The organism is Burkholderia sp. PAMC 28687 (genome assembly GCF_001577465.1).
In the GTDB taxonomy this organism is placed as follows: domain Bacteria; phylum Pseudomonadota; class Gammaproteobacteria; order Burkholderiales; family Burkholderiaceae; genus Caballeronia.
The window spans coordinates 3,181,009-3,206,618 of record NZ_CP014505.1 but is presented as its reverse complement, the minus strand read 5'-3'; the positions used below and the strand labels follow the sequence as shown (position 1 = coordinate 3,206,618).

Below are 25,610 nucleotides of genomic sequence, written 5' to 3'. Positions count from 1 at the left end.
TTTACCGGTCGTGGCGTTCGGCGTGCATCGCGATCGCCGCTTCAACCTGTTTCACATACATGCGCTCTTCGGCGAGGGCGTGGCGCGCGGCCTCGACCGTCGTTTCGATAAAGCGCACACCGCCGTTCAACCGCGCTTGCGCGAGCTTCCACAAATCCGCCCGGATCACCGATCCGATCTTCGGATAACCGCCCGTGGTCTGGGCGTCACCCATGAGCACGATCGGCTGACCGTTCGGCGGGACCTGGATCGTGCCGGGCAGCACCGCGTGCGAGAGCAGATCGGCTTTATCGGTACGTTCCAGCACCGTTCCCGCGAGCCGAAAACCCATGCGGTTGCTGTTCGGCGTGATGGTCCATTCTTCGTCCCAGAAATCGTGCTGCGCCGTTTTCGTGAATGTCTCGTATTCGGGACCGCGTAAAACCCGAACCGGGAGCGACCACGCGTTGCCCGCCGTATGTTTGCCGCGCCTCACCGGTTCTTCGACGTACACGAATTTGCACCAGGCGGGCGCTTTCACGCCGAATGCCACGCCCGTGGGCGAGAACGCGCCGTTCTTCGGCGGCTGCGGCACGCCGGTCGCAAGACGGTCGCCGTCACGCAACGCCCGGCCCCCGAGGCCGCCGAAACACGCGCCGAGATCCGTGCTGCGCGAACCCAGCATGGGCAGGACATCGATACCACCCGCCACGCACACGTACCCCCGCATGCCGTGCCTGGCGCCACGCAGCGTCAGTTCCTGGCCGGCCTGAACGGGAAGACTCCACCACGAGTAGACGGGTTTGTCGTCGAGTGTCGCGCCGAAATCCGTACCCGTGATCGCGATGCGCGTTGCTCGCGTGAAGCGCAGGGTTGCAGGCCCCAGCGTCAATTCGATACCCGCTGCATCCGGCCGGTTGCCCACGATCCGATTGCCAATTTCCAGCGACAAGGCGTCGAGCGCACCGCCCGAACTCACGCCCAGATGCCTGTACCCATGACGCCCGAGGTCCTGCACTGAAGACAGCATGCCGGCGCGAATCACGTCGATCATGCGAGCACCTCCAGCGCGGTGAATCGCACGTGATCGCCCGGTTGCATCAGCGTGGGCGGGTTGCGGGCGGGATCGAACAGCTTGACGTCCGTGCGCCCGAGCAACTGCCAGCCACCCGGTGACACCGCCGGATAAATCCCTGTCTGCTCGCCCCCGATCCCCACGGACCCCGCCGGCACTTCCAGCCGCGGCTTCGCGTGACGCGGGGCGTTGAGCGTCGGATCGAGGCCGCCGAGGTAAGCAAATCCCGGCTGAAAACCCAGGAAGAACACGATGTAATCGGCTTGCGTGTGCCGCTTCACGAGTTCATCGATATCCAGCTTCAAATGCTTCGCCAGCGACGCCAGGTCCGGCCCGTCCGCCCCGCCGTAGCGCACGGGAATTTCGATTTCGGTGGTCCCGACATCCGCTTCCAGCGCCTCGTCCCAAGCGCTCTTCAGTTGCTGCGCGAGGTCGGTCTGCTCCAGTTGGAGCGGATCGAAGACGAGTGTCAGGTTGTTCATGCCCGGCACCACCTCGACGACATGCGGCCAGAGCCGCGCCGCGTCGGCGAGCGCCCACATTCGGCGCTGGCATTCGAGCGTGGCGGGCGCGGGCGCTTCGCAAACAAGCGCGGTGTCGCCGAGTGGATGAATTTTGGGTGGTGTCATGCTGACCTTGCCGGTAGTCGAGGGTGTGCCTCGATTCGATCATGGAATGTACATCGTCAATAAATTATCGACAATTTATCAATAAGAATGTGGGTTTGTTATTGAAATTTCATTCGATACGCTACACTCGCTGGCACATTGTTTCGTTGAATGCCATGCCTCGCCATCCGACCAAGATTGTTTCCTCCGAGCATCTCGTATCCGAAACCAGCGCGGAGTTGTCCGAGCTCGAGTACGGTTTGATCATGGCCGGCAACGCGTTCAACCGATGGATGGTGCGCTGCATGTCGGCGGCGGGCGCGAAGGACATGACGGCGGTGGAAGTATCGCTGCTTCATCATGTCAGTCATCGTGACCGCAAGAAAAAGATCGCCGATATCTGCTTTGTTCTCAATATAGAGGACACGCACGTTGCGAGCTATGCCTTGAAGAAGTTGATGGCGCGGGGCTATGTGGCCAGTGAAAAGGTGGGAAAGGAGGTGTTCTTTTCCGCAACGCCGGCGGGGCGGGAGCTGTGCGGGAAGTATCGGGAGGTGCGGGAGAGCTGTTTGATCAGCGCGCTGAAGGAGAGCGGGCTTTCGAACGAGCAGATTGGAGAGGCGGCGCAATTGCTGCGTAATGCCTCGGGGTTGTACGATACGGCGGCTCGCGCCGCTGCCTCACTATAGGGTTTTCGTTCGCACTTGGGCTGGGGTTTGGCGGTTGGGGTTGATGCCGGGTTGCTGCTTTCCAGGTCTTCGCGCGTTCCGTCTTGGCTGATTTTTTTAGCACTATTAGCCACTGTGCGTGGCGGCACTTCATTTCTTTTTCCAACGGCGAAAAAGAAACGAAGCAAAGAAAACGCCTTCCAACCGCTAATTCTTAAGTGTCCCGAGCGTGCATGTACAACTGTTTGGTACTTCAGAAGAACGCTCGACGCCGCAATCAGGAACACTTGAACCCCTCCCCCTCCGTCAACAGATACCCACACGCTTCGCCACCAGTAACTGTGGCAGTCAATACGGAAATCTGGCCCAAGTGAACAACGGGTTGAGCACATGACGGCGCTACAGCATTCTAAACTTGCCGAGACTGTGCCGCCGGTGGTCCCAGGCTCGCGCGGGCAAAACGGAACCAGTACAGCCAAGCCCGTCGTTTGGGCGTCAGCGCGCGCAGCGCGGAGGCCTAATTAGCGGATTCCCACACTGGTGGCGAAGCGTGTGGGTTGCGGTTGACGGAGGGGGAGGGTTTCAAGTGTTCTGAATTCCGGCGTCGAGCGTTCTTCTGAAGTACCAAACAGTTAAACGTGCACGCTCAGGACACTTAAGAGCCCTCGGTGGGGAGGCGTTTTCTTTGCTTCGTTTCTTTGTCGCCGTTGGACAAAGAAATGAAGTCCCGCCACGGACAGTGGCTAACAGTGCTAAAGAAATCAGAAAACAGGGAACGCGCGAAGGCCTAAGCAGCAGCAACCCAGCATCAATCCTGACCGCTGCCAAAGACCAACCAAGCGTCAGCGCATTACCCGTGAAATGAAGTCCCGCCACGCACAGTGGCTAACGGTGCTAAAGAAATTAGAAAACAGGGAACGCGCGAAGACCTAAGCAGCAGCAACCCAGCATCAATCCTGACCGCTGCCAAAGACCAACGAAGCGTCCGCGCATTACCCGTGAAATGAAGTCCCGCCACGGACAGTGGCTAATAGTGCTAAAGAAATCAGAAAACAGGGAACGCGCGAAGGCCGAAGCAGCAGCAACCCAGCAGCAACCCAGCATCAATCCTGACCGCTGCCAAAGACCAACGAAGCGTCAGCGCATTACCCGTGAAATGAAGTCCCGCCACGGACAGTGGCTAATAGTGCTAAAGAAATCAGCCAAAATAAACCGCGCGGTAGCCCAACCAGCAACAACCCGGCATAAACTCCGACCACTACTAAAAACCCACCAGGCGCTAGCCTCAATAAATCCCCGATTCAGTAACAATCGCCCCCAGCGGCAAATCGAACTCCCCCGCGGCAACGCATCACACCTGGCAGATTCAAAAGCCACCCCGATCGTAGCGGGCTTCCTGTCCGCGGGCCAAAACGCCAGCGTCCGGTCGTAATACCCGCCGCCATACCCCAACCGATACCGGTCGGCATCGAACCCCACGCAGGGAATCAACAGAAGATCCGGAACTACGAGCCGCTCCTCCTCCGGCACTGCAATCCCATAACGCCCCTTCTTCATGGCAGAGTCGCAACGCCACGCATGAAACACGAGCGGTTGCCTCGGAGCAACAACCACCGGCAACGCCGCCGTCCGCGACGCCGCCAGCGCGAGCCAGACGCTCAGCACATTGCGTGCATCGAACTCGCCGGCAACAGGCCAGTAAAACCCAATACACGATGCCTCCGGATACCGCCCCACGACCTCCATCAAGCGCCGCGCGAGCGCTTCGCCACGCGCCTCGTGATCAGCCTCGCCGCCTTGTGTTTCGCGGGTCGCAAGCAAGCTCGCACGCAGCGTGCTTTTGGCTTCCATCAGAGGGTTGCATGCTATGCTCTGGATCACTTCGCGCTCCACAAAAAACGATGTCAAAACGTCTCAAACGAGTATATCTCGCAGCCGCCACGGCGCTCGCCGCGATCACGCTGATCGGGTGCAGCACCGCATCGGCGGTTCGTCCTTCAGTCGATTATTCGCTGTCGCAAGATGACCGCACTTTCATTCAGTTGCGCGAAGCCGCGCGCTCGAATGACGCCGGCCGCGCCATGCAGCTCGCGGCGCAAATTCCGAATTATCCGGCGCCGGGTTACGTCGAATATTTCACGCTCAAGCCGCAGCTTTTCGACTCGCAAGGGCACGCGCGCGTGGATGCACCCGATGAACCCGTGCTTTCGTTCCTGCAGCGCTACGACGGCCAGGCTATCGCGGATCGCATGCGAAATGATTATCTCGTCGTGCTGGGCGCCCGCCACGACTGGCGCAATTTCCTCGATCAGTATCAGCGTTTTGTCCTGAACGACGACACGCAGGTGAAATGCTACGCGCTCGAAGCACGGGCATCGCGGGGGGAAAACGTGTCGGACGCCGCCCGGGCATTGCTCGTGGATCCTAAATGGTATGGCGACGGTTGCGTGGACCTGATCAACGCATTGGCGGTATCGCAGCAATTTACGTCCGATGACGTCTGGCAACAAATTCGTCTCGCGAACGAGCAGAACTACACGAACACCGCCAGCAAGATTGCCGACGCGCTCGGTCAGCAGCGCCCGAGTCAGAATTCCTTCGACAGCGCCTCGAACACGCCGCCGCTCTATCTGGCGCGTGGCGTAGGCCGGGACACGTCGTCGCACCAGCTCGCGTTGCTGGCCATCACGCGCATGGCGCGCAACGATCCGGCCATGGCCGCGGCATCGTTCAGTTCTGTTGCGCCGGCCCTGACGCCGCTGGAACGCGCTACCGGCTGGGGCACGATTGCGTATCAGGCTGCGTCGAAGCGCATGCCGAGCGCAGTGGACTGGTACCGGTTGTCGGTGAATGCGCAATTGTCGAATCCGGCCTACGAATGGCGCACACGCATGGCGTTGCTCGCCGGCGACTGGACCATGGTGCGCTGGTCGATCGAGCAGATGCCGCCCGCGCTGCGTAATCAAGCAACGTGGATCTACTGGCACGGACGCGCCTTGAAGCAGGCCGGCGACACCGCTACTGCCGCGCAGGAATTCACGAGCATCGCCGATCAGTTCAATTTCTACGGCCAATTGGCATCGGAAGAACTGGGGCAGAAGATCACCGTGCCGCCGCGCACGACCGTGACCGACGCCGAAATCGTACAAGCCCAGACCATTCCGGGTTTCGCGTTGTCGCAGAAGTTCTACAACATGAACCTGCGCCTTGAAGGCAACCGCGAATGGAACTGGCCGCTACGGACCATGACTGATCGTCAGTTGCTGGCGGCGGCTCAGTACGCTCGGCGTATCGAATTGTTCGATCGCACGGTGAATACCGCCGATAAAACCAAGACAGAGCACGATTTCTCGCTACGTTATCTGGCGCCCTACAAGGACGTGGTCGACCGCGAATCGAAAAATACCGGGCTGGATATCGAATGGGCCTACGGCCTGATCCGCCAGGAATCGCGTTTCATCATCAACGCGAAGTCCGAGGTTGGTGCGGGCGGCCTGATGCAACTGATGCCCGGAACCGCGCAGCTCGTGGCGAAGAAGATCGGCATGGGTCCGGTTTCGCGTGAGCAGATGAATGACATCGATACAAACATTCTCCTCGGCACGAACTACCTGGCCATGGTCTATAACCAGTTCGACGACTCCGCTGTGCTGGCAACAGCCGGTTACAACGCCGGCCCGGGCCGGCCGAAACAATGGCGCTCCACGCTGACCGGTCCGGTAGAGGGCGCGATTTTTGCTGAAACCATTCCGTTCACCGAAACCCGCGATTACGTCAAGAACGTGCTGTCGAACACCGTGTACTACGCGGCGTTGTTCGAGGGTCGTCCGCAATCGCTGAAGGCGCGGCTCGGCTACATCGCGCCGTAAGCGTATCGCATCAGACTCGCCGCGCGTTTCGCTTATCCGGCAACGCGGCGCGCCGGAAGCCACGCCCGGCCTCGGCCGTTCAAGCTTCCCTCGCGCCGCCGACGTCACTCACAGAGGCGAATATGCGACATCAAACCATTGCGTTGATCGGCGGGTCGGGGTTTATCGGCAGTCATCTGGTGAACGCGCTTGTGGAAGTCGGCAAGAACGTGCGCATCGCCACCCGGCGGCGTGAAAACGCGGCGCATCTCACGCTCTTGCCCGTGGATGTGATCGAAACCAACGTCTACGATCCCGCTCAACTCGCCGCTTTCGTTTCGCAAGCCGACGCCGTCATCAATCTCGTCGGCGTGCTGCAAGGCAAACGTGGCGCGCCCTACGGTCCGCAATTCGCGAAGGCGCACGTCGAATTGCCGAACAAGATCGTGGCCGCGTGTCAGGCGAAAGGCGTGCGACGCCTCCTTCACATGAGCGCGCTCGGAGCGGATTCGAACGGCCCGAGCATGTATCTGCGATCAAAAGGGGATGGCGAAAAAGCCGTGCGCGATTCGAACCTGGCCACGACCATCTTTCGTCCGTCCGTGGTCTTCGGTCCGGAGGACAACTTCCTGAACCAGTTCGCATTCCTCGAACGGATCTTTCCGATCATTCCACTCGCGTGTTCGCAGGCGCAATTCCAGCCAATATTTGTCGGCGATGTCGCCAAGGCCTTCGTCAACGCGCTCGATCTCGATGCCGCCAGCGGTCGCGCATACGAACTCGCCGGCCCGAGGGTCTACACGCTCGAAGAACTCGTGCGCTTCAGCGGCGCGGCGATCGGCAAGAACGCGCGCATCATCCGTTTGCCTGACAGCCTTGGCCGCTTGCAGGCCATGTCGCTGGAACTCGCGCCCGGCGAACCCATGATGTCGCGCGATAATCTGGATTCAATGAAAGCGCCGAACATTGCCAGCGGGCCGATTGCGCCGGAACTCGGCATCGATCCGGCGAGCGTCGAGGCGATTGCGCCGATGTATCTCACGGGCGCCTCCACGCGTTCGCGTTTCAACACGTTCCGTGCGTCGGCGGGGCGTTGAATCAAATACTCAACTTCAAATTTCTGCGATGAAACTCGTTATCGGTGACAAAAATCAGTCGTCGTGGTCCATGCGGCCGTGGCTCGTGCTCAAGCACTTCGGCATCCCGTTTGAAGAGGTGCTGATCCGCCTCGGCCAGCCGGACTCGACCGCGAACATCCTGGCACATTCACCGTCCGGCAAGGTGCCGTGCCTCGTGACCGATGCCGGCGACGCCGTCTGGGAATCGCTCGCGATCATGGAAACGCTGGCCGAGCTTTTCCCGCAACACGCCATGTGGCCACGCGATGCCGCCGCTCGCGCGCACGCCCGCAGCATCAGCGCGGAAATGCACGCGGGTTTCGGCGATCTGCGCGAACAAATGTCGATGAACATCCAGCGTCAGGCGTTCGGCCAGCCGTTGACGGCGGGGGCGTTGTCGAACGTGAAGCGCATCGACAAGATCTGGAGCAACTGTCTGAGCGCGCACGGCGGACCGTTCCTGTTCGGCAAGGAATTCGGCATCGCAGATGCGATGTTCGCGCCCGTCGTCATGCGCTTCAACTCGTACGCGCCGAAGATCAGCGACCATGCGCGCGACTACTGCAAGCACATCACCACCATGCCGGAAGTCGCCGAATGGATTGAAGGCGCGCGGAAAGAGCAATGAACATCTATGCCGTGGGCGGCGCGATCCGCGATGAAATGCTGGGTTTGCCGGTGCAGGACCGCGATTACGTCGTGGTCGGCGCCACGCCCGACCAAATGACAGCGCAGGGTTTCAAGCCGGTCGGCAAGGATTTTCCGGTATTCCTGCATCCGCAGACGCACGAGGAATATGCGTTGGCGCGGACGGAACGCAAGACATCGGCGGGATATCACGGGTTTCAGTTTTTCTACGCGCCCGATGTCACGCTCGAAGAAGATCTCGCCCGGCGCGACCTGACCGTCAACGCAATGGCGCGCGAAGTCCGGCCTGATGGCGAATTGACCGGACCGGTGATCGATCCGTTCAATGGCCGGGCTGACGTTGAAGCGCGCGTGTTCCGCCATGTGGGCGAGGCGTTCATAGAAGATCCAGTGCGCATTCTCCGGCTTGCACGGTTCGCGGCGCGCTTTGCTGATTTCACCATCGCCGACGAAACCCTTGCCCTGATGAAACGCATGGTCGCCGATGGCGAAGTCGATGCGCTCGTGCCCGAACGTGTGTGGCAGGAAGTATCGCGCGGGTTGATGGAAAAAAAGCCGTCGCGCATGTTCGAGACGCTCCGCGCATGCGGCGCGCTCGTGCGGATCTTGCCCGAGGTGGATTCGTTATGGGGCGTCGCGCAACGTGCCGACTATCACCCGGAAGTCGATACCGGCATTCACGTGATGATGGTCGTGGATTACGCGGCGTCGCACGGTTTTACGTTGCCCGTCCGCTTCGCCGCGCTCACGCACGATCTCGGCAAGGCGACCACGCCGGAAGACATCTTGCCGCGCCATGTCGGGCATGAAGGGCGCAGCGTCGATTTGCTGAAGCCGCTATGCGAGCGTCTGCGCGTGCCGAACGATTGCCGCGACCTCGCGCTGCTGGTCGCGCGTGAGCACGGGAATATTCATCGGGTGATGGAGTTCGGGGCGGCCGCCTTGGTCCGCTTGTTCGAACGATGCGATGCGTTGCGCAAGCCCGCGCGGTTTGCCGAAGCGCTGCAAGCCTGTGTGTCCGATGCACGCGGCCGTCTTGGTCTAAGTCAGCAGCCGTATCCGCAAGCCGAGCGTTTGCGCGAGGCGCTGGTGGCGGCGCGCGGGGTCGATGCCGGCGCCGTCGCGCAGCAATACGCCAGCGAGCCGGCGAAGATCAAGGACGCGGTGCATGCGGCGCGGGTTGCGGCCGTGGACGCGGCGCTTCAGAACGCTTAAAGCGCCCGCGCGATCAGCGAAAGAATGATCGAAAGCAGGATGGTGGACATGAACGGGAACGAATACTCGCGCCCGAACAGTTTCAACGTGAAATCGCCGGGCAACTTGCCGATGCCGAGTTTCTTCATCCACGGCAACGAGGCCGAAAGAATGGTCAACGCAATGAACGTGGTGAGAACCCAGCGGATCATGGCGTCATAGCGTGTGTGAGCGGTCGCCGGAGGAGAACGCGGCGATTGTTTCATCGATACCGCGCGAAAACGCGATCACCTTGAACAACTCGCCCATTTCCGCCTCGGACAACAACTTCTGAACCGCGTTTGCTGCGGGGAGGAAACGGCGGACATCGGTGGGATCGAGGTCGGAAAGTGCGTCCGTGATCCCCGCGTTCATCAAGAACCGCGCTTGCGATGTAAAGCCAAGCAGGTCAGCGCCCGCCTCGGTCCCGGCTTCCGCGATCCCCGAAAACTCCACATGCGCCGTGATGTCCTGCAAGCCGGGATACAGAAATGGATCGCCATGCGCCCGGTGGCGGTAGTGGCACATCAGCGTGCCCTGCGCGCGCTGTGCATGATAAAACTCGCGCCGGGGAAAGCCGTAATCGATAAAAAACGCGGCGCCGCGGGTGAGCATCGTGCAAATCGTGCGCGTGAAAGCCAGCGCGGCTTCGTGCGTCTCGCTCACATATTCTATGAAAGGCTCGTCGTTGACTTCGTCGATGGTCGTATCGATTTCGGCGAGCAGCGGGTTATCTAGCGCGGCCAACAGGGGTTTGTCGTCGAAGGCGAAATGATCGTGGCTCCAGATGACACCGCGTTCGTGCCAATCGCCGAGTTTGCGCACGACCAGGCGCACGGGCATGGCATCGAGCACTTCGTTGCCGATCACCACGCCTTCGAAATGTTCGGGCAACGCACTCAGCCAGCGGACTTTCGATGCCAGTTCCGGCGCATCGGCGTCGATCGTCGCGCGCTGGCGTTGCTGCAATTCCCCCGAAAGATCCACGATTGAATAGCTGTCGAACGGAACGTCCAGCGCCTTGAGCGCGTTCAGCAAACCCGCCGCAAGTTTGCCCGTGCCGGCGCCGAACTCCATCAGGTTGCGCGTGCCGCTGTCCCGCAACGCTTGTGCGACCGGCCGTGCAAGCGTTGCCGAGAACAATGGCGACATTTCAGGCGCGGTGACGAAATCGCTGCCATCGTCGCCGCGTTTGCCGAATTTCATCGCGCCGCCGCTGTAATAGCCGAGGCCAGGCGCATAAAGCGCGAGTTCCATGTATCGGCTGAAAGGCATCCAGCCACCTACGGACGCGATTTCTTCGCGGATGCGCGCGGTCAGCCGCTCGGATTGCGCGAGCGCGTCGGGGCCGGGAGCAGGTAAACTGTCGGATTCGTGAGCTTTTGGATTCATTCCGGCATTGTAAATGAGCGATTCTTCGTCGACTTCTCCTGATTCTTCCGCCCCCAAATCCCGCGTCGTGCTGATCACGGGCGCGGCGAAACGCATCGGCCGGGGGCTGGCGCTTGGTTTTGCGGCGCGCGGCTGGGACGTCGCCGTGCATTTCAACGGCTCGGAACAGGACGCGCAGGAAGTCGTCGCGGCGATCCGCGCGCTCGGCCGCCGGGCGGTTGCGCTTGGTGCGGATCTTGGCGTCGAGGACGATGTCGCGAAACTGGTGCCGGGGTGTATCGAAGCGTTGGGTGGCCTGCATTGCGTGGTGAACAACGCATCCCGGTTCACGGAAGATACCGCGCGTGATTTCAGCTACGCGCGTCTGCTCGAGATGATGGCGGTCAACGTGGCCGCGCCGCTGGCTCTGGCGCGTGCGCTTCACGAAGCCACGCCGGAGGCCGCCATCCACGACGAAACCCGGCGCGCGTGCGTCATCAACGTGCTGGACCAGAAGCTGTACAACATGAATCCGGACTATTTGTCGTACACGTTGAGCAAGGCGGCGCTCGAAACCGCGACCGTCGCGCTGGCTCAGGCGCTTGCGCCAAAGTTGCGCGTGGTCGGGCTCGCGCCGGGTCTGACGTTGCCATCGGCGGACATGACGGATGCCGAGTTCGAAGCCGCGCATCGCGTGACGCCGTTGGGTCGCGCTTCGCATGTCGAGGACGTGGTCGCAGCCGCATGTTATCTCGCCGATGCGTCCGGTGTGACGGGCACGACGCTCATTGTCGACGGCGGCCAGCATCTCGTGCCATCGCCGCGCGATGTCATGTTTTTGATGGCCGACCGCACCTAGTAAGTTAATCAGTATTCCCAGGACACGACCATGCTTGCCGTTCTTTCGCATCCCCGGCTCGCCGATTGCCGGCGCCTTTTTCTGCGCAATTACGAAGTGCGCATCAACATCGGCGTGCACGATTTCGAGAAGCAGGGCGAACAACGCGTCGTGATCAACGTGGAATTGTTCGTGCCGCTGGCTTTATCGACGCCGGTCGAGGACAAGTTGCGCGAAGTCGTCGATTACGACTTCATGCGCTCGACCATCGCCAAACGTGTAGGCAAAGGGCATATCCACTTGCAGGAAACCCTTTGCGACGACGTCGCCGCTGCGCTGCTCGAACATCCAAATGTGCGGGCAGTGGTGGTATCGACGGAAAAGCCGGACGTTTATCCCGATTGCGATGCCGTTGGCGTCGAGGTCTTTCGCATCAAAGAGGTGGCGGCATGAGTTCGATTATCGAGCCAGTTTCGGTTCCGAAAATTCGCGAGCCGATGACGCGCCACGAGCAAAAGCAGGCGTACGAGAACAACAAGCTGTTCAAGCGCCTCGCGCGGCAAGTGGGCGAAGCGGTTGTCGACTACAAGATGATCGAGGACGGCGACAAGGTGATGGTGTGCCTTTCGGGCGGCAAGGATTCGTACGCCATGCTCGAACTGCTGATGCGGCTGCGCGAGCGCGCGCCGATCAATTTTGACATCGTGGCGGTGAATCTCGATCAGAAGCAGCCCGGTTTTCCCGAGCACGTGCTGCCCGAATATCTGAGCAAACTCGATATCCCGTTTCATATCGAAAATCAGGATACGTACAGCATCGTCAAGCGGCTCGTGCCGGAAGGCAAGACCACGTGCTCGCTCTGTTCCAGACTGCGGCGCGGGATTTTGTATCGTGTGGCCGGTGAATTGGGCGCAACGAAAATTGCGCTAGGCCATCATCGCGATGACATCCTGCAGACGCTGTTTCTGAATATGTTCTACGGCGGCAAATTGAAGGGAATGCCGCCGAAACTTCAATCCGATGACGGCAAGAATGTCGTGATCCGGCCGCTCGCGTATATCAAGGAACGGGATCTGGAGAAGTTCGCCGAGCTGCGCGAATTCCCGATCATTCCTTGCAACCTGTGCGGCAGCCAGCCGAACTTGAAGCGCGCGGAAATGAAGGCGCTGATTCGCGATTGGGAAAAGCGCTTTCCCGGACGCGTGGAGAATATGTTCAACGCGTTGTCGAACGTGGTGCCGTCGCATTTGATGGATCACAAGCTGTTTCCGTTCGGCGGTTTGCGCGCGACAGGCATGGCGGATCCGACGGGTGATATCGCTTTTGACGAAGATCCATGTTCAACGGAACCTGCTTCCCAGACTATTTCGATTGTCCAGTTCGACGATATTTGAAGCTGTCTGGTGATTCGGCACTGCTAGTTGTTTTTTAAACCGGTGTTCTGGATCTAACCGAGTTTCTACGTTTATGAGATGAAGGAGATGATAGGCTGCGCCGTTTGTGTGTTTTAAGCTTTAGTTTAAATGCTTGAACGCCATCGCCAATTCGATAAGCGGAGCAGGCATGCGGCAGATTATCTCGTTGCGGTTAATCATCTATCGGAAGCTCAGGGAACTTACAGTATTCAGTTGCGCGCTTCTCTTGTTTGCGGTCAGCAGCGCGGCAAATACGGGTTTCGAAGGTCAGTCATCACCACATTCAGCGTTCACACGCGCTCCGGTTGAGCGTGTCATGAAGCCGCGTGCCCGAAATACAAAAGGCGCTTCCGCGACAAGGCCTGCGAGGCGGCCGCCTCCTACGTCGAACATTGCCGCTTGCCGGGTTCAGCTTGAGGCGAAGTTGCCCTTGACCAGATTCTTCGGCTTTTTCACGGTGCCGGCCGAGATCGACGGACGAACTTATCCAATGGTCGTGGATACGGGCAGCGACCAGACGACTATTGAACCTGCCATGGCGAATGTCTGGCATCTGCAGGAGGACAAGTTCGGCGAGCACAAGGTAACGGGTCTCGGCGGAGAGGCAGGCTGGCATTATCCGCGCATCCTTTCGTCCCTGAAACTGGGAGCGCCCGAGTGGATTGATCTCCGCGTCAGTCCGACCTCTTTCGCCTTTGTTGCAAAGCGGGCGCGTGAAGCACGATTGCCCGCACCGATTGGCTTTCTGGGCTCCAACATACTGACACGGTACGACGTTGAACTTGATTTTCCCGCGCGGACCATGGCGCTCTATTCGGTGTCGAATTGCGTCGGCCGGTTTGTTCCATGGTCGGGACAATTCACTGCCTTTTCCGCCGATTTAACGCGGCGTAACCGTTTCGTACTGCATATATCGGCGAATGGACATCCCATTCGGGCAGTCATCGATACAGGCGCGGAGACCTCGATTGCGGCCAAAGCCAGCATTGCCGGGACCGGAGCGGACCTGACGGCGATGGAGAAAACGGTGCCCTTGTACAACTTCGGCTGGGATGGCGAGCCGATTGCGAGTTATCGGCATAGCGTGGACCTGGATATTGGCGCCGAACGGTTCCCAAGCGCGTCGATCGAGGTGGGGGACATCGCGCTGCCGGACTTCGATATGGTTCTCGGCATGGACTACTTGCGAGGGCGCCGTGTCTGGCTTTCATACTCGACGGGCTGGGTTTTCATGCAACGCATGGACGCGTCCTGAGCGTCCGGACCGTTGCTCAGCAAGGCCGGGCCGCAATTTCAGGATACGCCCGCATGTTATATTGACGCCTCCAACACTTCCAAAAAAGCTGACGCCATGAACATCGTAATTTTGGCGGCAGGTACCGGCAAGCGCATGCGTTCCGCCTTGCCGAAAGTCCTTCATCCCCTGGCTGGCCAGCCGCTCTTGTCCCATGTGCTCGATGTCGCGCGCACGCTCAACCCCACGCGGCTTGTCGTGGTGGTCGGGCATGGCGCCGATCAGGTGCAGAACGCTGTTGGCGCGCCCGACGTCCAGTTTGCGATCCAGGAGCAGCAACTCGGCACCGGCCACGCGGTCATGCAGGCGCTGCCGCTGCTTGACCCTGCTGTTTCCACGCTGATTCTCTACGGCGACGTACCCCTCACGCGCGCAAGCACGTTAAAACGTCTCGTCGATACCGCCGGCCAGCACTACGGCGTCCTCACCGTCAACCTCGACGATCCGACGGGTTACGGCCGTATCGTGCGTGACGCGATGGGCAAGGTTCAGCGCATTGTCGAGCAGAAGGATGCCAACGCCGATCAACTGAAAGTCAGCGAGATCAATACGGGCATCGTGATTACGCCAACGGCGCAGCTTGGCGAATGGCTGGCATCGTTGAAGAACGACAACGTGCAGGGCGAGTTTTATCTCACCGATGTCGTCGAACGTGCGCTCGAAGCAGGTATCGAAGTCGTGACCTCGCAGCCCGACGACGAATGGGAAACGCTCGGCGTGAACAGCAAGCAGCAACTCGCCGAACTCGAACGCATTCATCAGGGCAACGTCGCCGAAGATCTGCTTGTTGCAGGCGTGACGCTGATGGACCCGGCGCGCATCGACGTGCGCGGCACGCTGACGTGCGGACGCGATGTTTCCATCGATGTGAATTGCGTCTTCGAAGGCAACGTGACGCTCGCGGATAACGTGACCATTGGCCCGAATTGCGTCATCCGCAATTCAAGCATCGGCGCCGGCACGCGCGTTGATGCTTTCACGCACATTGAAGGCGGCACGACCGGCGCGAACGTCGTGCTGGGACCGTATGCGCGATTGCGGCCAGGCGCCGTGCTCGGCGACGAAGCGCATGTCGGCAACTTCGTGGAAGTGAAGAACGCGGTGTTCGGGCGCGGCTCGAAGGCGAATCACTTGAGTTATATCGGCGATTCCGATGTCGGCGCGCGCGTGAATATTGGCGCGGGCACGATCACCTGTAACTACGACGGCGCGAACAAATTCCGTACGGTGATCGAAGACGATGTGTTCGTCGGCTCGGACACGCAACTTGTTGCGCCGGTACGCGTGGCGCGCGGCGCGACGATCGCGGCGGGCACGACGGTCTGGAAGGACATCGTTGGAGAAAACCAGCTCGTGCTGAACGAGAAGACGCAGATCAGCAAAAGCGGTTACGTACGGCCGGTGAAGAAAAAAGCTTGAGAACAATTACGAATGCTCGCGCGATTCAGGCGATTCGGGCGATTCGAAAACAACTTGAAGGATAGATCCATGTGCGGAATTGTTGGCGCGGTCGCGCAACGTAACATTGTCCCGGTGCTGGTCGAAGGGTTGCGGCGGCTCGAATACCGCGGCTACGATTCATGCGGCGTCGCCGTCATCGCCGATGGCGAAACCAAACGCGCGCGCAGCGTCGCCCGCGTCGCCGATCTCGCCGAACAGGTCCGCGAAAGTCATCTGGACGGCGTGACCGGCATCTCGCACACGCGCTGGGCCACGCACGGCGCGCCCGTCACCGACAACGCGCATCCTATCTTCTCGCGCAACGAGCTGGCGCTGGTGCACAACGGCATCATCGAGAATTACGAAAGCCTGCGGACCACGTTGCGTGAAAAGGGCTACGAATTTGTATCGCAGACCGATACCGAAGTCATCGCGCATCTGATTCACAGCATGTATCGCGGGGATTTGTTTCAGACCGTGCGCGAGGCCGTGAAACTGTTGCACGGCGCGTATGCCATCGCCGTGATTCACAAGGATCAGCCGAACACGGTGGTCGGCGCGCGTGAAGGTTCGCCGCTGGTGGTCGGTGTGGGCGATGGCGAAAACTTCCTGGCTTCGGACGCGCTGGCGCTCGCGGGCAGTACCGACCGGTTTGCATACCTGGATGAAGGCGATGTGGTCGAGATCACGCTCGATGGCGTGAAGATCGTCGATCGCGATGGCATTCCAGCGCAGCGCGAAGTGCGCGTGGTCGCGGCGTACGGCGGCGCGGTTGAACTCGGGCCGTACCGGCATTTCATGCAGAAGGAAATCTTCGAGCAGCCGCGCGCCATCACCGACACCATTCCCCAGGCCGAGCGGTTCACCGCTGACCTGTTCGGCGCCAAGGCGGCAGAAGTGTTCGCCGATATCGACAGTGTGCTGATCCTCGCGTGCGGCACGAGTTCTTATGCCGGCATGACGGCGAAGTACTGGCTTGAGTCCATCGCCAGGATTCCTACGCAGGTCGAGGTGGCGAGTGAGTACCGGTATCGCGAGTCGGTGCCGAATCCGAAGGCGCTGGTCGTGGTGATATCGCAGTCGGGCGAAACCGCCGATACGCTCGCCGCGTTGAAGCACGCACAGTCGCTTGGGCACAAGCACACGCTGGCCGTGTGCAACGTGAGTTCAAGCGCGATGGTGCGGCTGACGGAGCTGACGTTTCTCACCCATGCGGGCACCGAGATTGGCGTGGCGTCCACGAAGGCTTTCACGACCCAATTGGTCGGCATGTTCGTGCTGGCGGTGACGCTCGGCGCGTTGCGCGGCCATGTGAGCGCGAAGCAGGAAACCGCGTATCTCGCGCAGTTGCGGCATCTGCCGGCGGCGCTGAACAGCGTGCTTGCGCTGGAGCCGCAGATCATCGCTTGGGCAGAGGAGTTTTCTCGGAAGGAAAATGCACTGTTCCTCGGGCGCGGGCTGCATTATCCGATCGCGCTCGAAGGCGCGTTGAAGCTGAAGGAAATCTCGTATATCCATGCTGAAGCGTATCCGGCGGGTGAGTTGAAGCATGGGCCGCTGGCGTTGGTCACGGAGGCAATGCCGGTCGTGACGATCGCACCCAACGACACGCTGCTGGAGAAGCTCAAGTCGAATATGCAGGAGGTGAAGGCGCGCGGCGGCGAGCTGTATGTTTTCGCCGATGCAGATACGCGCATTGTCAGCGAAGCCGGCATTCATGTGATCCGGATGCCGGAGCACTATGGCTTGCTGTCGCCGATCCTGCATACGGTGCCGCTACAGTTACTGGCGTATCACACGGCTTGTGCAAGAGGGACCGATGTGGATAAGCCAAGGAACCTGGCCAAGAGTGTGACGGTGGAGTGAGGGGGTAGGGGCTTTGTGGTCAGCCATCAAAGCCATCAAAGTCACGAAGTCCACGCCGAATCCTGAAGCGCTGCGTCGATGCTTGTCATCACGCGGCGCTTTTTCTTTGAACGCCCGCAGGCGCGCGTAACACGGCCTGAGCGGTCGGTACGGGCTTCTCGCGTTCACGGGCACCAAGGAAAGCCTGGAACCACCAGAACGTCGCTACAGCCCGCCAGATATCACGCTTCGTCACCTTCAACGCATTCGCTCGTTCGAAATCTCAAGCCATGCAAGTCACCACCATCGGCTTCACCCAAAAATCGGCCGCACAGTTCTTCACGCTGTTAAAGCAAGCCGAAGTCCGCACCCTTCTCGATGTCCGTCTGAACAACACTTCGCAACTCGCGGGCTTCTCCAAAAAACCGGACCTCGAGTTCTTCCTGTCCGAGCTACTCGATATCAGATACGTCGAGCTTCGTGAGCTTGCGCCCGAACGCGACCATCTCAAGCGATACCGATCGGGTGATCTGTCATCGAAGACTTGCCGTCGATTACTTGAATTCACGATGGTCCAATCGCTTGAGCATCGAACATTTACTGGGACGCCGAGCTGTGCTCACTTTCTAAGCGCCATCGGCAACGCATATCCTTCACCCCTTAATGGTTTTATCGTGAGTGATATGTATACATAGTAATAGTTAACAAGCATCGCCCGTTTCTGTGGACAAGCATCGAAAGCGTCATTGCATCAACGCTCTACAGAACAGATAACCGCAAGCAGGCGTGCGGGACAACAGGGTGGATCAAAGGATAACTTCTGCGGCGTTGCGAACATGCCCGCGGTTATCAAGAATCGGCGCACACCAATCCGTATTGTTATGCCGAAGTTATCCAGAGGCTGTAACGGATAACTCGTACATCTTTCAGCCGATGTTCATCAGCGACATCTGGCTCACGAGCAATGCTCGGAGTTCGTTCAAGTCCGGCCGCGTTCCCCAGTTGCGCGCGCCGGCAACCGATGCAATCGCCATCCACGAGTTGGGCGGAAACCATTCACGCAACGCCACTTCGTCCTGAAGGATGCGAAGGCGGCCAGTTTCCTCGCAGTAGTCAGCGCACATTTGCGTGCCGGCCGCTTGCGCTGTGACTCGAAGGCTTCGGGGTCGCAGCATGGGTCCTCCTGTTCGGTGAACCGCTCAGGACGGTGTCGCGGCGGTGTGCTGACTTGCTTCCATTGCACGTTCTTTCGCTTTCTCCTTCGCCATGTGATGTCCGACAATGCAGCCGCCCATTGCGCCGATCACCGCATGATGACCCGCGACGTGGCCCGCAACGCCGCCTACAACTGCGCCCTTGAGACATCCCGCCGCGTTGGCCGAGCCGGCGAACGCGAAGAGCGTCATCGACAATACGGCAGCGATATTGCGCTTGTTCATTCCACGATCCTCGATGGTTCCGGCGGCATCGACAACGACGTCATCCGGTAGTGAAAAGTCTATGTGCAGTTTCCGCTCGCAAGTGAAACCGGTTTGCGAGATTGGTAACGCGGAGTTACCGCGCGCCCGATATGCCTATGCGCTGCTCAACCGCCAACCCATGCAGGGGTTCTGCGTTGAGCTTCAGTCCGCTGAGGGGATCGGCGCTGTGTGTGTCGATGAGAGGGGAAGCATTCGAGGTCGCGCTCTCGGCTTTCGATGCCGAAAGAATGCCGGTCAATGCCGCGATGCCAATACCGCTCACCGCGATCACTGCAATGGCCGTGACGGCGATCAGCGAATGAATGCGGCGACGTTGCTGCTCGTGAAGATGCCAACTAGTGCTCATGACAAGCCTCGCGGTGGGTGCGTCTTGCTACAACGCGCGCCCGGCAGTGCCGGTGCACCGCCCTCACGTGAGATTTGTAAGCAGTTGTGCGGTTTGAGATCAATTGGCGTCGCACAATAAAAAACCCCGTGCGGACACGGGGTTTTGGTGCTGGAACGCTATTAGACAGTTGGCCCGGCACGCCCACGGCTGAAGAGCCGCACGATGATCAATAGAATCACCGCGCCGATCACGGCCGTAATCAGGGATCCGATGATGCCGCTGCCCAGGTGCAGGCCAAGCGCGCCACCCAGCCATCCGCCGATAAACGCGCCGACGATCCCCACAATGATGTCCACCACGATCCCAAAGCCGCCGCCATCGACAATCCGGCCGGCGAGCGCGCCTGCAATGACGCCGATGATGAGCCAGAAGATGATTCCGTGCGATACAGGTTCCATAGCGTTCTCCGTTGGGTAGTTCCGCGTTGCGGGAAACGCAAGTTGAACGCGGCGATTCGGTAGGCGCAAACCACGTGCCCGGATTCGACCGAAGCGGCGCGGTTACATCTGACGATCTTTTTCATTCCTGGATACGCAAACTAACTTTCTGTTTCACCTGCGGCGAATGCGCGTCTATAGGATGGGTCACCCGGAAAGTTGCGCCTGCTGCGAATGGCCGGGCTGTTCCCATCCAAGTGTAAAGAAGGGCTTACCAGAGAATATCTACAACCATGGACCGCGTGCATCGGACGCTTCTTTATATAGGCGACAAGCCGGACGAAAAGCTAGTAAAGAGTCTCAGCGATGCCGCGTGGAAAGTGGTACCCGCAATCAACGCAAATGCATCAAGTGATTTAAGCGATGCACCCATGCCCGGCTTGCTCGACTTGACGGCCGGCGTGAGCAAGCCGCATTTGGAGAGGGTCGAACAGCTTTCGCGTTCTGCTCTAGTGGCGTGGGTTGCGCTGGTATCGCGTGAATCGCGGGACTTGCGGGAGGTGCGCGACGCCATCGCCGCGCATTGCTTTGACTTCGTCACGGTGCCTACGCAGCATGAGCGCATTCTGACCGTGTTGTCGCAGGCGGTCGGCATGGAAGCGCTACGGTTCGAAGGAGACACGGCACTTGCCGATGGCGCTATGGCAAGTAGCATGATTGGATCGTCGGAGGTGATGCGGGCGCTTCATCGCGCGATCGGAAAAGTTGCTTCGACGGATGCGACCGTTTTCATATCAGGTGAATCGGGCACGGGGAAGGAATTGACCGCGCAGATGATTCACGCACGATCGGCACGGCGCGACATGCCGTTCATCGCGGTGAACTGTGGTGCGATCCCGCACGAGTTGCTGCATTCGGAATTGTTCGGCTATGAACGCGGCGCCTTCACGGGCGCAACGCAAAGAAAGATCGGACGTGTCGAGGAAGCCAATGGCGGCACGTTGTTTCTCGATGAAATCGGCGACCTTCCAGCGGAAAGTCAGGCAGCGTTGTTGCGTTTCATTCAAGAGCGAAAAATCGAAAGGCTGGGCGGCATCGAAAGCGTGGATGTCGATGTGCGCGTGATTACCGCGACGCATGTCGACATGCAGACGGCGGTCGATGAAGGACGTTTCAGGGCCGACCTGTTTTTTCGTCTCTGCGTGCTGGAAATTCGGGAGCCACCGCTTCGGATGCGCGGAAAAGATATTACGGAACTGGCGTCGTACGCGCTCGAACGCTTCAAGGACGAACGCGCACGGCGCATACACGGGTTCGCGCCGGATGCGATTGCTGCCTTGCATAACTATGGCTGGCCCGGCAATGTGCGCGAACTTATTAATCGTGTACGTCGCGCAATTATTTTATCCGAGGGAAAATACATCACTGCTCAGGATCTCGAACTAACCGAGCACGCCGCGAATGCACCGGATTCGCTTCGGGAGGCCCGCGCGGCGGCGGACCGGCGCGCGATAGAATTGGCGCTTTTCGTACACAAGGGCCGCGTCGTGGATGCAGCGCGCGGTCTCGGGATTTCCAGGGTCCATTTGCACCGGCTGATGCAGGATCTGGGAATGCCGACACGCGCCGCCGGCGACGACATGCAAGAAGCCGGCGATCCGGCCCCAGCCCTTTGATTACACCCGTACCCACTTAACATGGAGACTTTTATGCGCATGCTGGAGTCTATCGGTTACGCAGCGTGGACGACATGCGAAGAGTGCGGAAATGACTTTCCTGCAGGTACTTACAGATGTGGGCGGTGCGGCCATGTGCCAAACCTTTTGCACCGTTTGACGAGCTTCGCAACCACGGTATTTCAGAAGAAAAGTATCAGGCGCCCCAAGCGTTCGCAAGGCGCGTATCCGGGACTGGCTGAAGGCGCGCTGAAGTTCTATCAGACGCGCTCGAAACGCACGGAGCAACTGCTATGGGCAGGTCTGCTTGCCGGAGGCGTGTTGATCGTATGGGCTCTGAGTGGCTCTCGTCCGTCGAACATGGATCTGAAGCCGCAGCCGGTTTCTTCTCATGCGCTCGTGAGCGGAGCGGTCGTCCGGATGCAGGCTGCAACTGCCGGGGCTATCGCAAGTGCACCTGCCCCTGCACTTGCAAACGCGAGCGTCTCGCCGGCACAGCCACCCGCCGTGATACCGGCAATTCCGGGTGCTGCCGAGTTTTATCGTGCTATGGGGAGCCGCAATCTTTTTGTGGCGCATCGGACTCTTGCGGCGATGCCGGCAAACGACAGCACCAATCCTCAGTTGCAGCAGATGCGCGTGGACCTGGCTACCCGCGAACGTTTGCGCGATGACCTTTTGCATCGCGCTGCACGCTGCCGTGCAACGGGCGACTGGCGATGTGTATCGGACAATGCGTCGCAGGCTTCCGCCGTGGATGCATCGAGCGTGTCCGCGCGACGGCTGGTTGCTCAGGCCGCTCAGGCAGGCGGCAAGTGATTGAATGTGCGTGATGCGCTCAAGCGACCCATGAGCGCGTGCCGCCGCCAACCTTCGATTCCAGCGCATCGTTTGTCGCCGATACACAAAGCAGCGCTTTGACACGCTTTGCCTGCTCCGCGACGAGATCGAAATGTTCTTGCACGAATGTAAGTCTTGCCGTCCAGTAGGCGCCGTTCAGATGTGGAACGGGCCCTTGCGTCCGCGACAGGCGCAGCATCTTTTCCAGATGATCGATCTCGCCCTCTGCTAGTACTGATCGGAATTTGGTAGATGCGGAAATCGTCGATGCCATGCGTCGCCCCAGTACTTTTTAGTGAACGGGAACGTAGTGCAAGTGGCATGCCCAAAACAGCTAATAAGCGGGTCGTGTTTGTTACGCGCGTAATCGTTCGCGAATCTGCAACACAACATCTTCCCTGAGTGCATTGCGTTTTCGGCGCAGCGCATTTCCCTTAGCCGAGTCATCGCGATCCGCAAGATTCAACCGGGGCGGGGCAAGCACGAACCAGCCGTTCCATGTGGCGAAAGCGCCGCATTCGCGTGACAGGTTGTCGTAGTCCGCCGACACGCGTTTCTTGCGCAGGCAATAGCGCCAGTTCGAATAGACATGTGCGTGTTTCGAGACGATGAACGTACTGCCCATGCCAAGCGTTTGCGCCACGTTTTGCGCGAGATAAATCGCAAAGACCTTGGGTCGCAATCCAAGCCACTTCTTGGTGAGCGTACGGAAAAGGTCGCGGCCGTTCATCGACTTGTCGGGACCCTGGACCGCGCCAATGCACATGCGCGGGCGCAGCACCTTGCCGCCGAGATATGCCAGGCTGAACGTGCACGACACCACGCGTCTGCCGGATGCATCGCGAATGCAAAGTGACCAGTCGCCTTCGCGCTGAAAATGCCCGATCGATTCAAGCGATACGTCCCAACTATCTGCATCGACCGAGATGCGTGCAATCGATACTCGTCCTTCAACTGCAATACGATTCGCCAGTCGCGGCGCGCGTTGCTGCGTGATCGCGCAATGATCGAGGCTCGCCTCGAGCCGTTCGCGTGCGTTGAAGCATCCATGAAGGAACGGCCGGTGCATGCGTTCGAGCGCGACCGGCTGACGCTGCACGAGGCTCGACAACGGCGATGTCGCACAGCGCTCGAGCCACGTCGTGGTCGTGCGCCACCAGAGCAGCGAGCGCAGCCAGAATCGAATCCGCCGCCATCGGGCGAAACGGCTCGTCCCCGGATATAAGATGCGGCTCGCGTGGTTTATCGTTGCACATGAGTTCGCGATACGGGCGAACCATCCGGCGAACGATTGCGAGCCCGCGCCAAACCATTCAAAGAACAAGGGCATCGTGCACGACCTTTCTGGATTGCGATCGAACGGATGCTATCCATGCGCCGTGGCCGGCATGTCGAATTGCGTGGAGTCTTGTCGAGTTTTGTACGGGCATGCTCGTGGCGTGCGGCGCATCCGCTATCCTGTTTGTCATTCGGCGCCATTGCGTCACCACTGAGTCCCTCATGCCCTTCCGGATCTTGCTCGTCGAAGACGATGAACGCCTTTCGGCGCTGGTCGCGGCTTATCTCCGCAAGAACGACTATGAGGTCGATGCCGTCCGGCATGGCAACGAGGCAATTCCCGCAATACTCAAGCGTCAGCCGGATCTGGTGATCCTCGATGTCAACCTGCCCGGCAAGGACGGCTTCCAGATATGCCGCGAGGCACGCGCTCATTTCGATGGCGTGATCATCATGGTGACCGCGCGGGACGATCAGTTCGATGAAGTGCTCGGCCTCGAATTCGGCGCGGACGACTACGTTCACAAACCGGTCGAACCGCGCATCCTGCTTGCGCGGATCAAGGCGCAACTGCGCCGTGTGACTGTCATGGAACGCACGGCCGGCGCATCAACGCAGCCGGACATGTTCGCGTTCGGCAAATTCGAAATCAGCCGCGCGACGCGCAGCGTCCGGTTGCCCGACGGCAGCAGCCCGGAGCTCACATCGGCGGAATTCGATCTGCTTTGGGCGCTGGTCATGTGTGCGGGCGAGGTGGTCAGCCGCGAGAGCCTGATGCGGCAATTGCGCGGAGTCGAATTCGACGGGCTGGATCGCACCATCGACGGCGGCGTTTCACGTCTGCGCCGCAAACTCAACGACGATGCCACCACGCCGCAGCGCATCAAGACCATTCGCGGCAAGGGTTATCAATTCAGCAAGATCGCATGGGAATGATGCACGGCCATTCAGACATGGCCGGCTACAAAAATGCACATCGCATGGTGCAATATCGACAATGTCATCTGCGCGCTGAGACTAACATTCAAGCGCGCATATGAATGCTGATTCACGTTCCTCCGCGCTCTAAACCCGATGCCTCCGATCATGAACGCGACCGCGCAAAAACTCCCCTTCCTCAGATACTGCAAATGGCGTTGGCTGCATTTCCGCCGCACCTGGACCGACACGCGCGCCGATCGCACGCCAAGCTGGTCACGATTCTATCTGCGCGCGTATTTCCGCCTGTTGAGTGTCGCGATACTGACGGCTGTGGTGGTAGCAACTGCCCTTGCTCCGGGTCGTGCCGGCCAGATACCAGGCGTTGCGCTGATACTGATTGCAGCGGTGACGTTCGGATTCCCCGCGCTGATTGCATACCGATGGATGCGGCCCGTCTGGCACGACCTGACGATCATCCGCGAGCGCGCAAGCGACTTCACGGGCGGGCGCTTCAACATACGTGCACGCGTGTCGCATAGCGTGATCATCGGGCCGCTTGCGCGCATGCTCAACGCGCTCGCCGCGCGCATGGAACGCATCATTGCGGCGCAACGCGAACTGACCAATGGCATCTCGCACGAATTGCGCACGCCGCTTGCGCGCGTGCGCTTTGCGCTTGAAATCCTGCGCCAGCCGGGATCGGCAGCGGAGTATGACGAGGCGTTGGCGGGCATCGGGCAGGATGTGACTGAACTCGAAGAACTCATCGATATGAGTCTCACCTACGCCCGCCTCGAGCATAGTTCGCTGCAATCCAACCTGGAAGCAACGCCGCTTTTGAGCTGGTTCGACAAGCAGGTCCACGACGCCACGCTGCTCTACACCCATATGCGCATTGTGCGGGACGTCGATATCAATCCGTGCGCATGCGTTGCGATGGACACGCGCCTGATGTCGTATGCCATGCGCAACCTGCTGCGCAACGCGAGCAAATATGCTCAGGCACGGATTGTGGTCGGGCTGTCCGTGCAGCGGGGGCACGTACATATCTTTGTTGAAGACGACGGCGCCGGCGTGCCCGAACACGAACGCGACCGCATCTTCGATCCGTTCGTGCGGCTCGATCGCCAGACAGGCGGTTATGGGATCGGACTTGCGATCACGCGTCAGGTCTTGAACGCGCATCGTGGACATATTGCGGTGACCGATCCTGTGACGTTGAGCGGTGCGCGTTTTGAATTGAGCTGGCCTGTCAGCGCTGCTGCCTGA

At 59.8% G+C, this 25,610-nt stretch carries 27 protein-coding genes; 16 read left to right on the top strand and 11 right to left on the bottom strand.

The window, feature by feature from the left end; all coding sequences use genetic code 11:
* Position 1: 1 nt before the first annotated feature.
* The gene (locus tag AX768_RS15010) at positions 2-1,033 is read right to left on the bottom strand and encodes a biotin-dependent carboxyltransferase family protein (RefSeq protein WP_062000600.1); all 1,032 of its coding nucleotides are present in this window, start codon (positions 1,031-1,033) and stop codon (positions 2-4) included.
* Positions 1,030-1,683 carry a 5-oxoprolinase subunit PxpB gene (pxpB, locus tag AX768_RS15005; RefSeq protein ID WP_062000599.1) on the bottom strand — a complete coding sequence of 218 codons (654 nt, stop codon included), beginning with the start codon at positions 1,681-1,683 and terminating at the stop codon, positions 1,030-1,032. Before pxpB ends, AX768_RS15010 begins: the two co-directional genes overlap by 4 nt.
* A 155-nt stretch (positions 1,684-1,838) precedes the next feature.
* On the opposite strand from pxpB, the gene AX768_RS15000 reads away from it, so the two are divergent.
* Positions 1,839-2,351 (top strand): winged helix DNA-binding protein, encoded by a 513-nt coding sequence (locus tag AX768_RS15000; RefSeq protein ID WP_062001020.1) that lies wholly within the window; start codon positions 1,839-1,841, stop codon positions 2,349-2,351.
* Positions 2,352-3,467: 1,116 nt separating this feature from the next.
* Here AX768_RS15000 and AX768_RS14995 read toward each other — a convergent pair.
* Positions 3,468-4,181, bottom strand: coding sequence for a 5-formyltetrahydrofolate cyclo-ligase (locus AX768_RS14995; RefSeq protein ID WP_231941286.1), 714 nt, complete (start codon positions 4,179-4,181; stop codon positions 3,468-3,470).
* Between the two features lie 50 nt (positions 4,182-4,231).
* On the opposite strand from AX768_RS14995, the gene AX768_RS14990 reads away from it, so the two are divergent.
* From AX768_RS14990 to AX768_RS14975, 4 genes are all read left to right on the top strand, one after another.
* Positions 4,232-6,199, top strand: a complete 1,968-nt coding sequence (locus AX768_RS14990; RefSeq protein WP_062000598.1) for a lytic transglycosylase domain-containing protein — start codon at positions 4,232-4,234, stop codon at positions 6,197-6,199.
* Between the two features lie 122 nt (positions 6,200-6,321).
* A complete protein-coding gene (locus tag AX768_RS14985) occupies positions 6,322-7,275 on the top strand; it encodes a complex I NDUFA9 subunit family protein (protein WP_062000597.1) in 954 nt (317 codons plus the stop codon).
* A 28-nt stretch (positions 7,276-7,303) separates the two neighbouring features.
* Positions 7,304-7,924 carry a glutathione S-transferase family protein gene (locus tag AX768_RS14980; RefSeq protein ID WP_062000596.1) on the top strand — a complete coding sequence of 207 codons (621 nt, stop codon included), beginning with the start codon at positions 7,304-7,306 and terminating at the stop codon, positions 7,922-7,924.
* Positions 7,921-9,159 (top strand): multifunctional CCA addition/repair protein, encoded by a 1,239-nt coding sequence (locus AX768_RS14975; RefSeq protein WP_062000595.1) that lies wholly within the window; start codon positions 7,921-7,923, stop codon positions 9,157-9,159. Before AX768_RS14980 ends, AX768_RS14975 begins: the two co-directional genes overlap by 4 nt.
* Here the strand turns inward: AX768_RS14975 and AX768_RS14970 are convergent.
* Both AX768_RS14970 and AX768_RS14965 read right to left on the bottom strand, forming a co-directional pair.
* Positions 9,156-9,350: a DUF2905 domain-containing protein gene (locus AX768_RS14970; protein WP_062000594.1), complete on the bottom strand. Its 195-nt coding sequence runs from the start codon at positions 9,348-9,350 to the stop codon at positions 9,156-9,158. The two genes, AX768_RS14975 and AX768_RS14970, sit on opposite strands and share 4 nt — an antisense overlap.
* A 4-nt stretch (positions 9,351-9,354) precedes the next feature.
* Positions 9,355-10,569, bottom strand: a complete 1,215-nt coding sequence (locus tag AX768_RS14965) for a class I SAM-dependent methyltransferase (RefSeq protein ID WP_062000593.1) — start codon at positions 10,567-10,569, stop codon at positions 9,355-9,357.
* Between the two features lie 13 nt (positions 10,570-10,582).
* Between AX768_RS14965 and AX768_RS14960 the strand changes: the two genes are divergently transcribed.
* The 7 genes from AX768_RS14960 (at position 10,583) to AX768_RS14930 (ending at position 18,075) form a co-directional block, all read left to right on the top strand.
* Positions 10,583-11,407, top strand: coding sequence for an SDR family oxidoreductase (locus AX768_RS14960; RefSeq protein ID WP_062000592.1), 825 nt, complete (start codon positions 10,583-10,585; stop codon positions 11,405-11,407).
* Between the two features lie 30 nt (positions 11,408-11,437).
* Positions 11,438-11,839 (top strand): dihydroneopterin aldolase, encoded by a 402-nt coding sequence (locus AX768_RS14955; protein WP_062000591.1) that lies wholly within the window; start codon positions 11,438-11,440, stop codon positions 11,837-11,839.
* On the top strand, positions 11,836-12,780 hold the full coding sequence (ttcA, locus tag AX768_RS14950) for a tRNA 2-thiocytidine(32) synthetase TtcA (protein WP_062000590.1): 945 nt from the start codon (positions 11,836-11,838) through the stop codon (positions 12,778-12,780). The genes AX768_RS14955 and ttcA overlap by 4 nt, the downstream gene beginning before the upstream one ends.
* A gap of 451 nt (positions 12,781-13,231) precedes the next feature.
* The gene (locus AX768_RS14945) at positions 13,232-14,056 is read left to right on the top strand and encodes an aspartyl protease family protein (protein WP_172811957.1); all 825 of its coding nucleotides are present in this window, start codon (positions 13,232-13,234) and stop codon (positions 14,054-14,056) included.
* Between the two features lie 96 nt (positions 14,057-14,152).
* Entirely contained in the window at positions 14,153-15,514 is a 1,362-nt protein-coding gene (gene glmU, locus AX768_RS14940; RefSeq protein ID WP_062000588.1) for a bifunctional UDP-N-acetylglucosamine diphosphorylase/glucosamine-1-phosphate N-acetyltransferase GlmU, read from the top strand.
* 69 nt (positions 15,515-15,583) lie between these two features.
* Positions 15,584-17,401, top strand: coding sequence for a glutamine--fructose-6-phosphate transaminase (isomerizing) (gene glmS, locus AX768_RS14935; protein WP_062000587.1), 1,818 nt, complete (start codon positions 15,584-15,586; stop codon positions 17,399-17,401).
* Positions 17,402-17,670: 269 nt separating this feature from the next.
* Positions 17,671-18,075: a DUF488 domain-containing protein gene (locus tag AX768_RS14930; protein WP_062000586.1), complete on the top strand. Its 405-nt coding sequence runs from the start codon at positions 17,671-17,673 to the stop codon at positions 18,073-18,075.
* A gap of 231 nt (positions 18,076-18,306) precedes the next feature.
* Here AX768_RS14930 and AX768_RS14925 read toward each other — a convergent pair whose 3' ends face one another.
* From AX768_RS14925 to AX768_RS14910, 4 genes are all read right to left on the bottom strand, one after another.
* Positions 18,307-18,555 (bottom strand): hypothetical protein, encoded by a 249-nt coding sequence (locus AX768_RS14925; protein ID WP_062000585.1) that lies wholly within the window; start codon positions 18,553-18,555, stop codon positions 18,307-18,309.
* A gap of 24 nt (positions 18,556-18,579) precedes the next feature.
* On the bottom strand, positions 18,580-18,819 hold the full coding sequence (locus AX768_RS14920; RefSeq protein ID WP_062000584.1) for a hypothetical protein: 240 nt from the start codon (positions 18,817-18,819) through the stop codon (positions 18,580-18,582).
* A gap of 115 nt (positions 18,820-18,934) precedes the next feature.
* A complete protein-coding gene (locus tag AX768_RS14915; protein ID WP_062000583.1) occupies positions 18,935-19,207 on the bottom strand; it encodes a hypothetical protein in 273 nt (90 codons plus the stop codon).
* Positions 19,208-19,368: 161 nt separating this feature from the next.
* Positions 19,369-19,647, bottom strand: a complete 279-nt coding sequence (locus tag AX768_RS14910; RefSeq protein WP_062000582.1) for a GlsB/YeaQ/YmgE family stress response membrane protein — start codon at positions 19,645-19,647, stop codon at positions 19,369-19,371.
* Positions 19,648-19,919: 272 nt separating this feature from the next.
* Between AX768_RS14910 and AX768_RS14905 the strand changes: the two genes are divergently transcribed.
* A complete protein-coding gene (locus AX768_RS14905; RefSeq protein WP_062000581.1) occupies positions 19,920-21,302 on the top strand; it encodes a sigma-54 dependent transcriptional regulator in 1,383 nt (460 codons plus the stop codon).
* Between the two features lie 135 nt (positions 21,303-21,437).
* Positions 21,438-22,121 (top strand): hypothetical protein, encoded by a 684-nt coding sequence (locus AX768_RS14900; RefSeq protein ID WP_144022122.1) that lies wholly within the window; start codon positions 21,438-21,440, stop codon positions 22,119-22,121.
* Positions 22,122-22,140: 19 nt separating this feature from the next.
* Here AX768_RS14900 and AX768_RS14895 read toward each other — a convergent pair whose 3' ends face one another.
* Together AX768_RS14895 and AX768_RS14890 are read right to left on the bottom strand one after the other, a co-directional pair.
* Positions 22,141-22,416 carry a hypothetical protein gene (locus AX768_RS14895; RefSeq protein ID WP_062000579.1) on the bottom strand — a complete coding sequence of 92 codons (276 nt, stop codon included), beginning with the start codon at positions 22,414-22,416 and terminating at the stop codon, positions 22,141-22,143.
* A gap of 81 nt (positions 22,417-22,497) precedes the next feature.
* Positions 22,498-23,472, bottom strand: coding sequence for a VirK/YbjX family protein (locus tag AX768_RS14890; protein WP_062000578.1), 975 nt, complete (start codon positions 23,470-23,472; stop codon positions 22,498-22,500).
* 170 nt (positions 23,473-23,642) lie between these two features.
* Here AX768_RS14890 and AX768_RS14885 point away from each other — a divergent pair, with 170 nt between their 5' ends.
* Positions 23,643-24,356, top strand: coding sequence for a response regulator (locus AX768_RS14885; protein WP_062001019.1), 714 nt, complete (start codon positions 23,643-23,645; stop codon positions 24,354-24,356).
* 138 nt (positions 24,357-24,494) lie between these two features.
* Positions 24,495-25,610: an ATP-binding protein gene (locus tag AX768_RS14880; RefSeq protein ID WP_231941284.1), complete on the top strand. Its 1,116-nt coding sequence runs from the start codon at positions 24,495-24,497 to the stop codon at positions 25,608-25,610.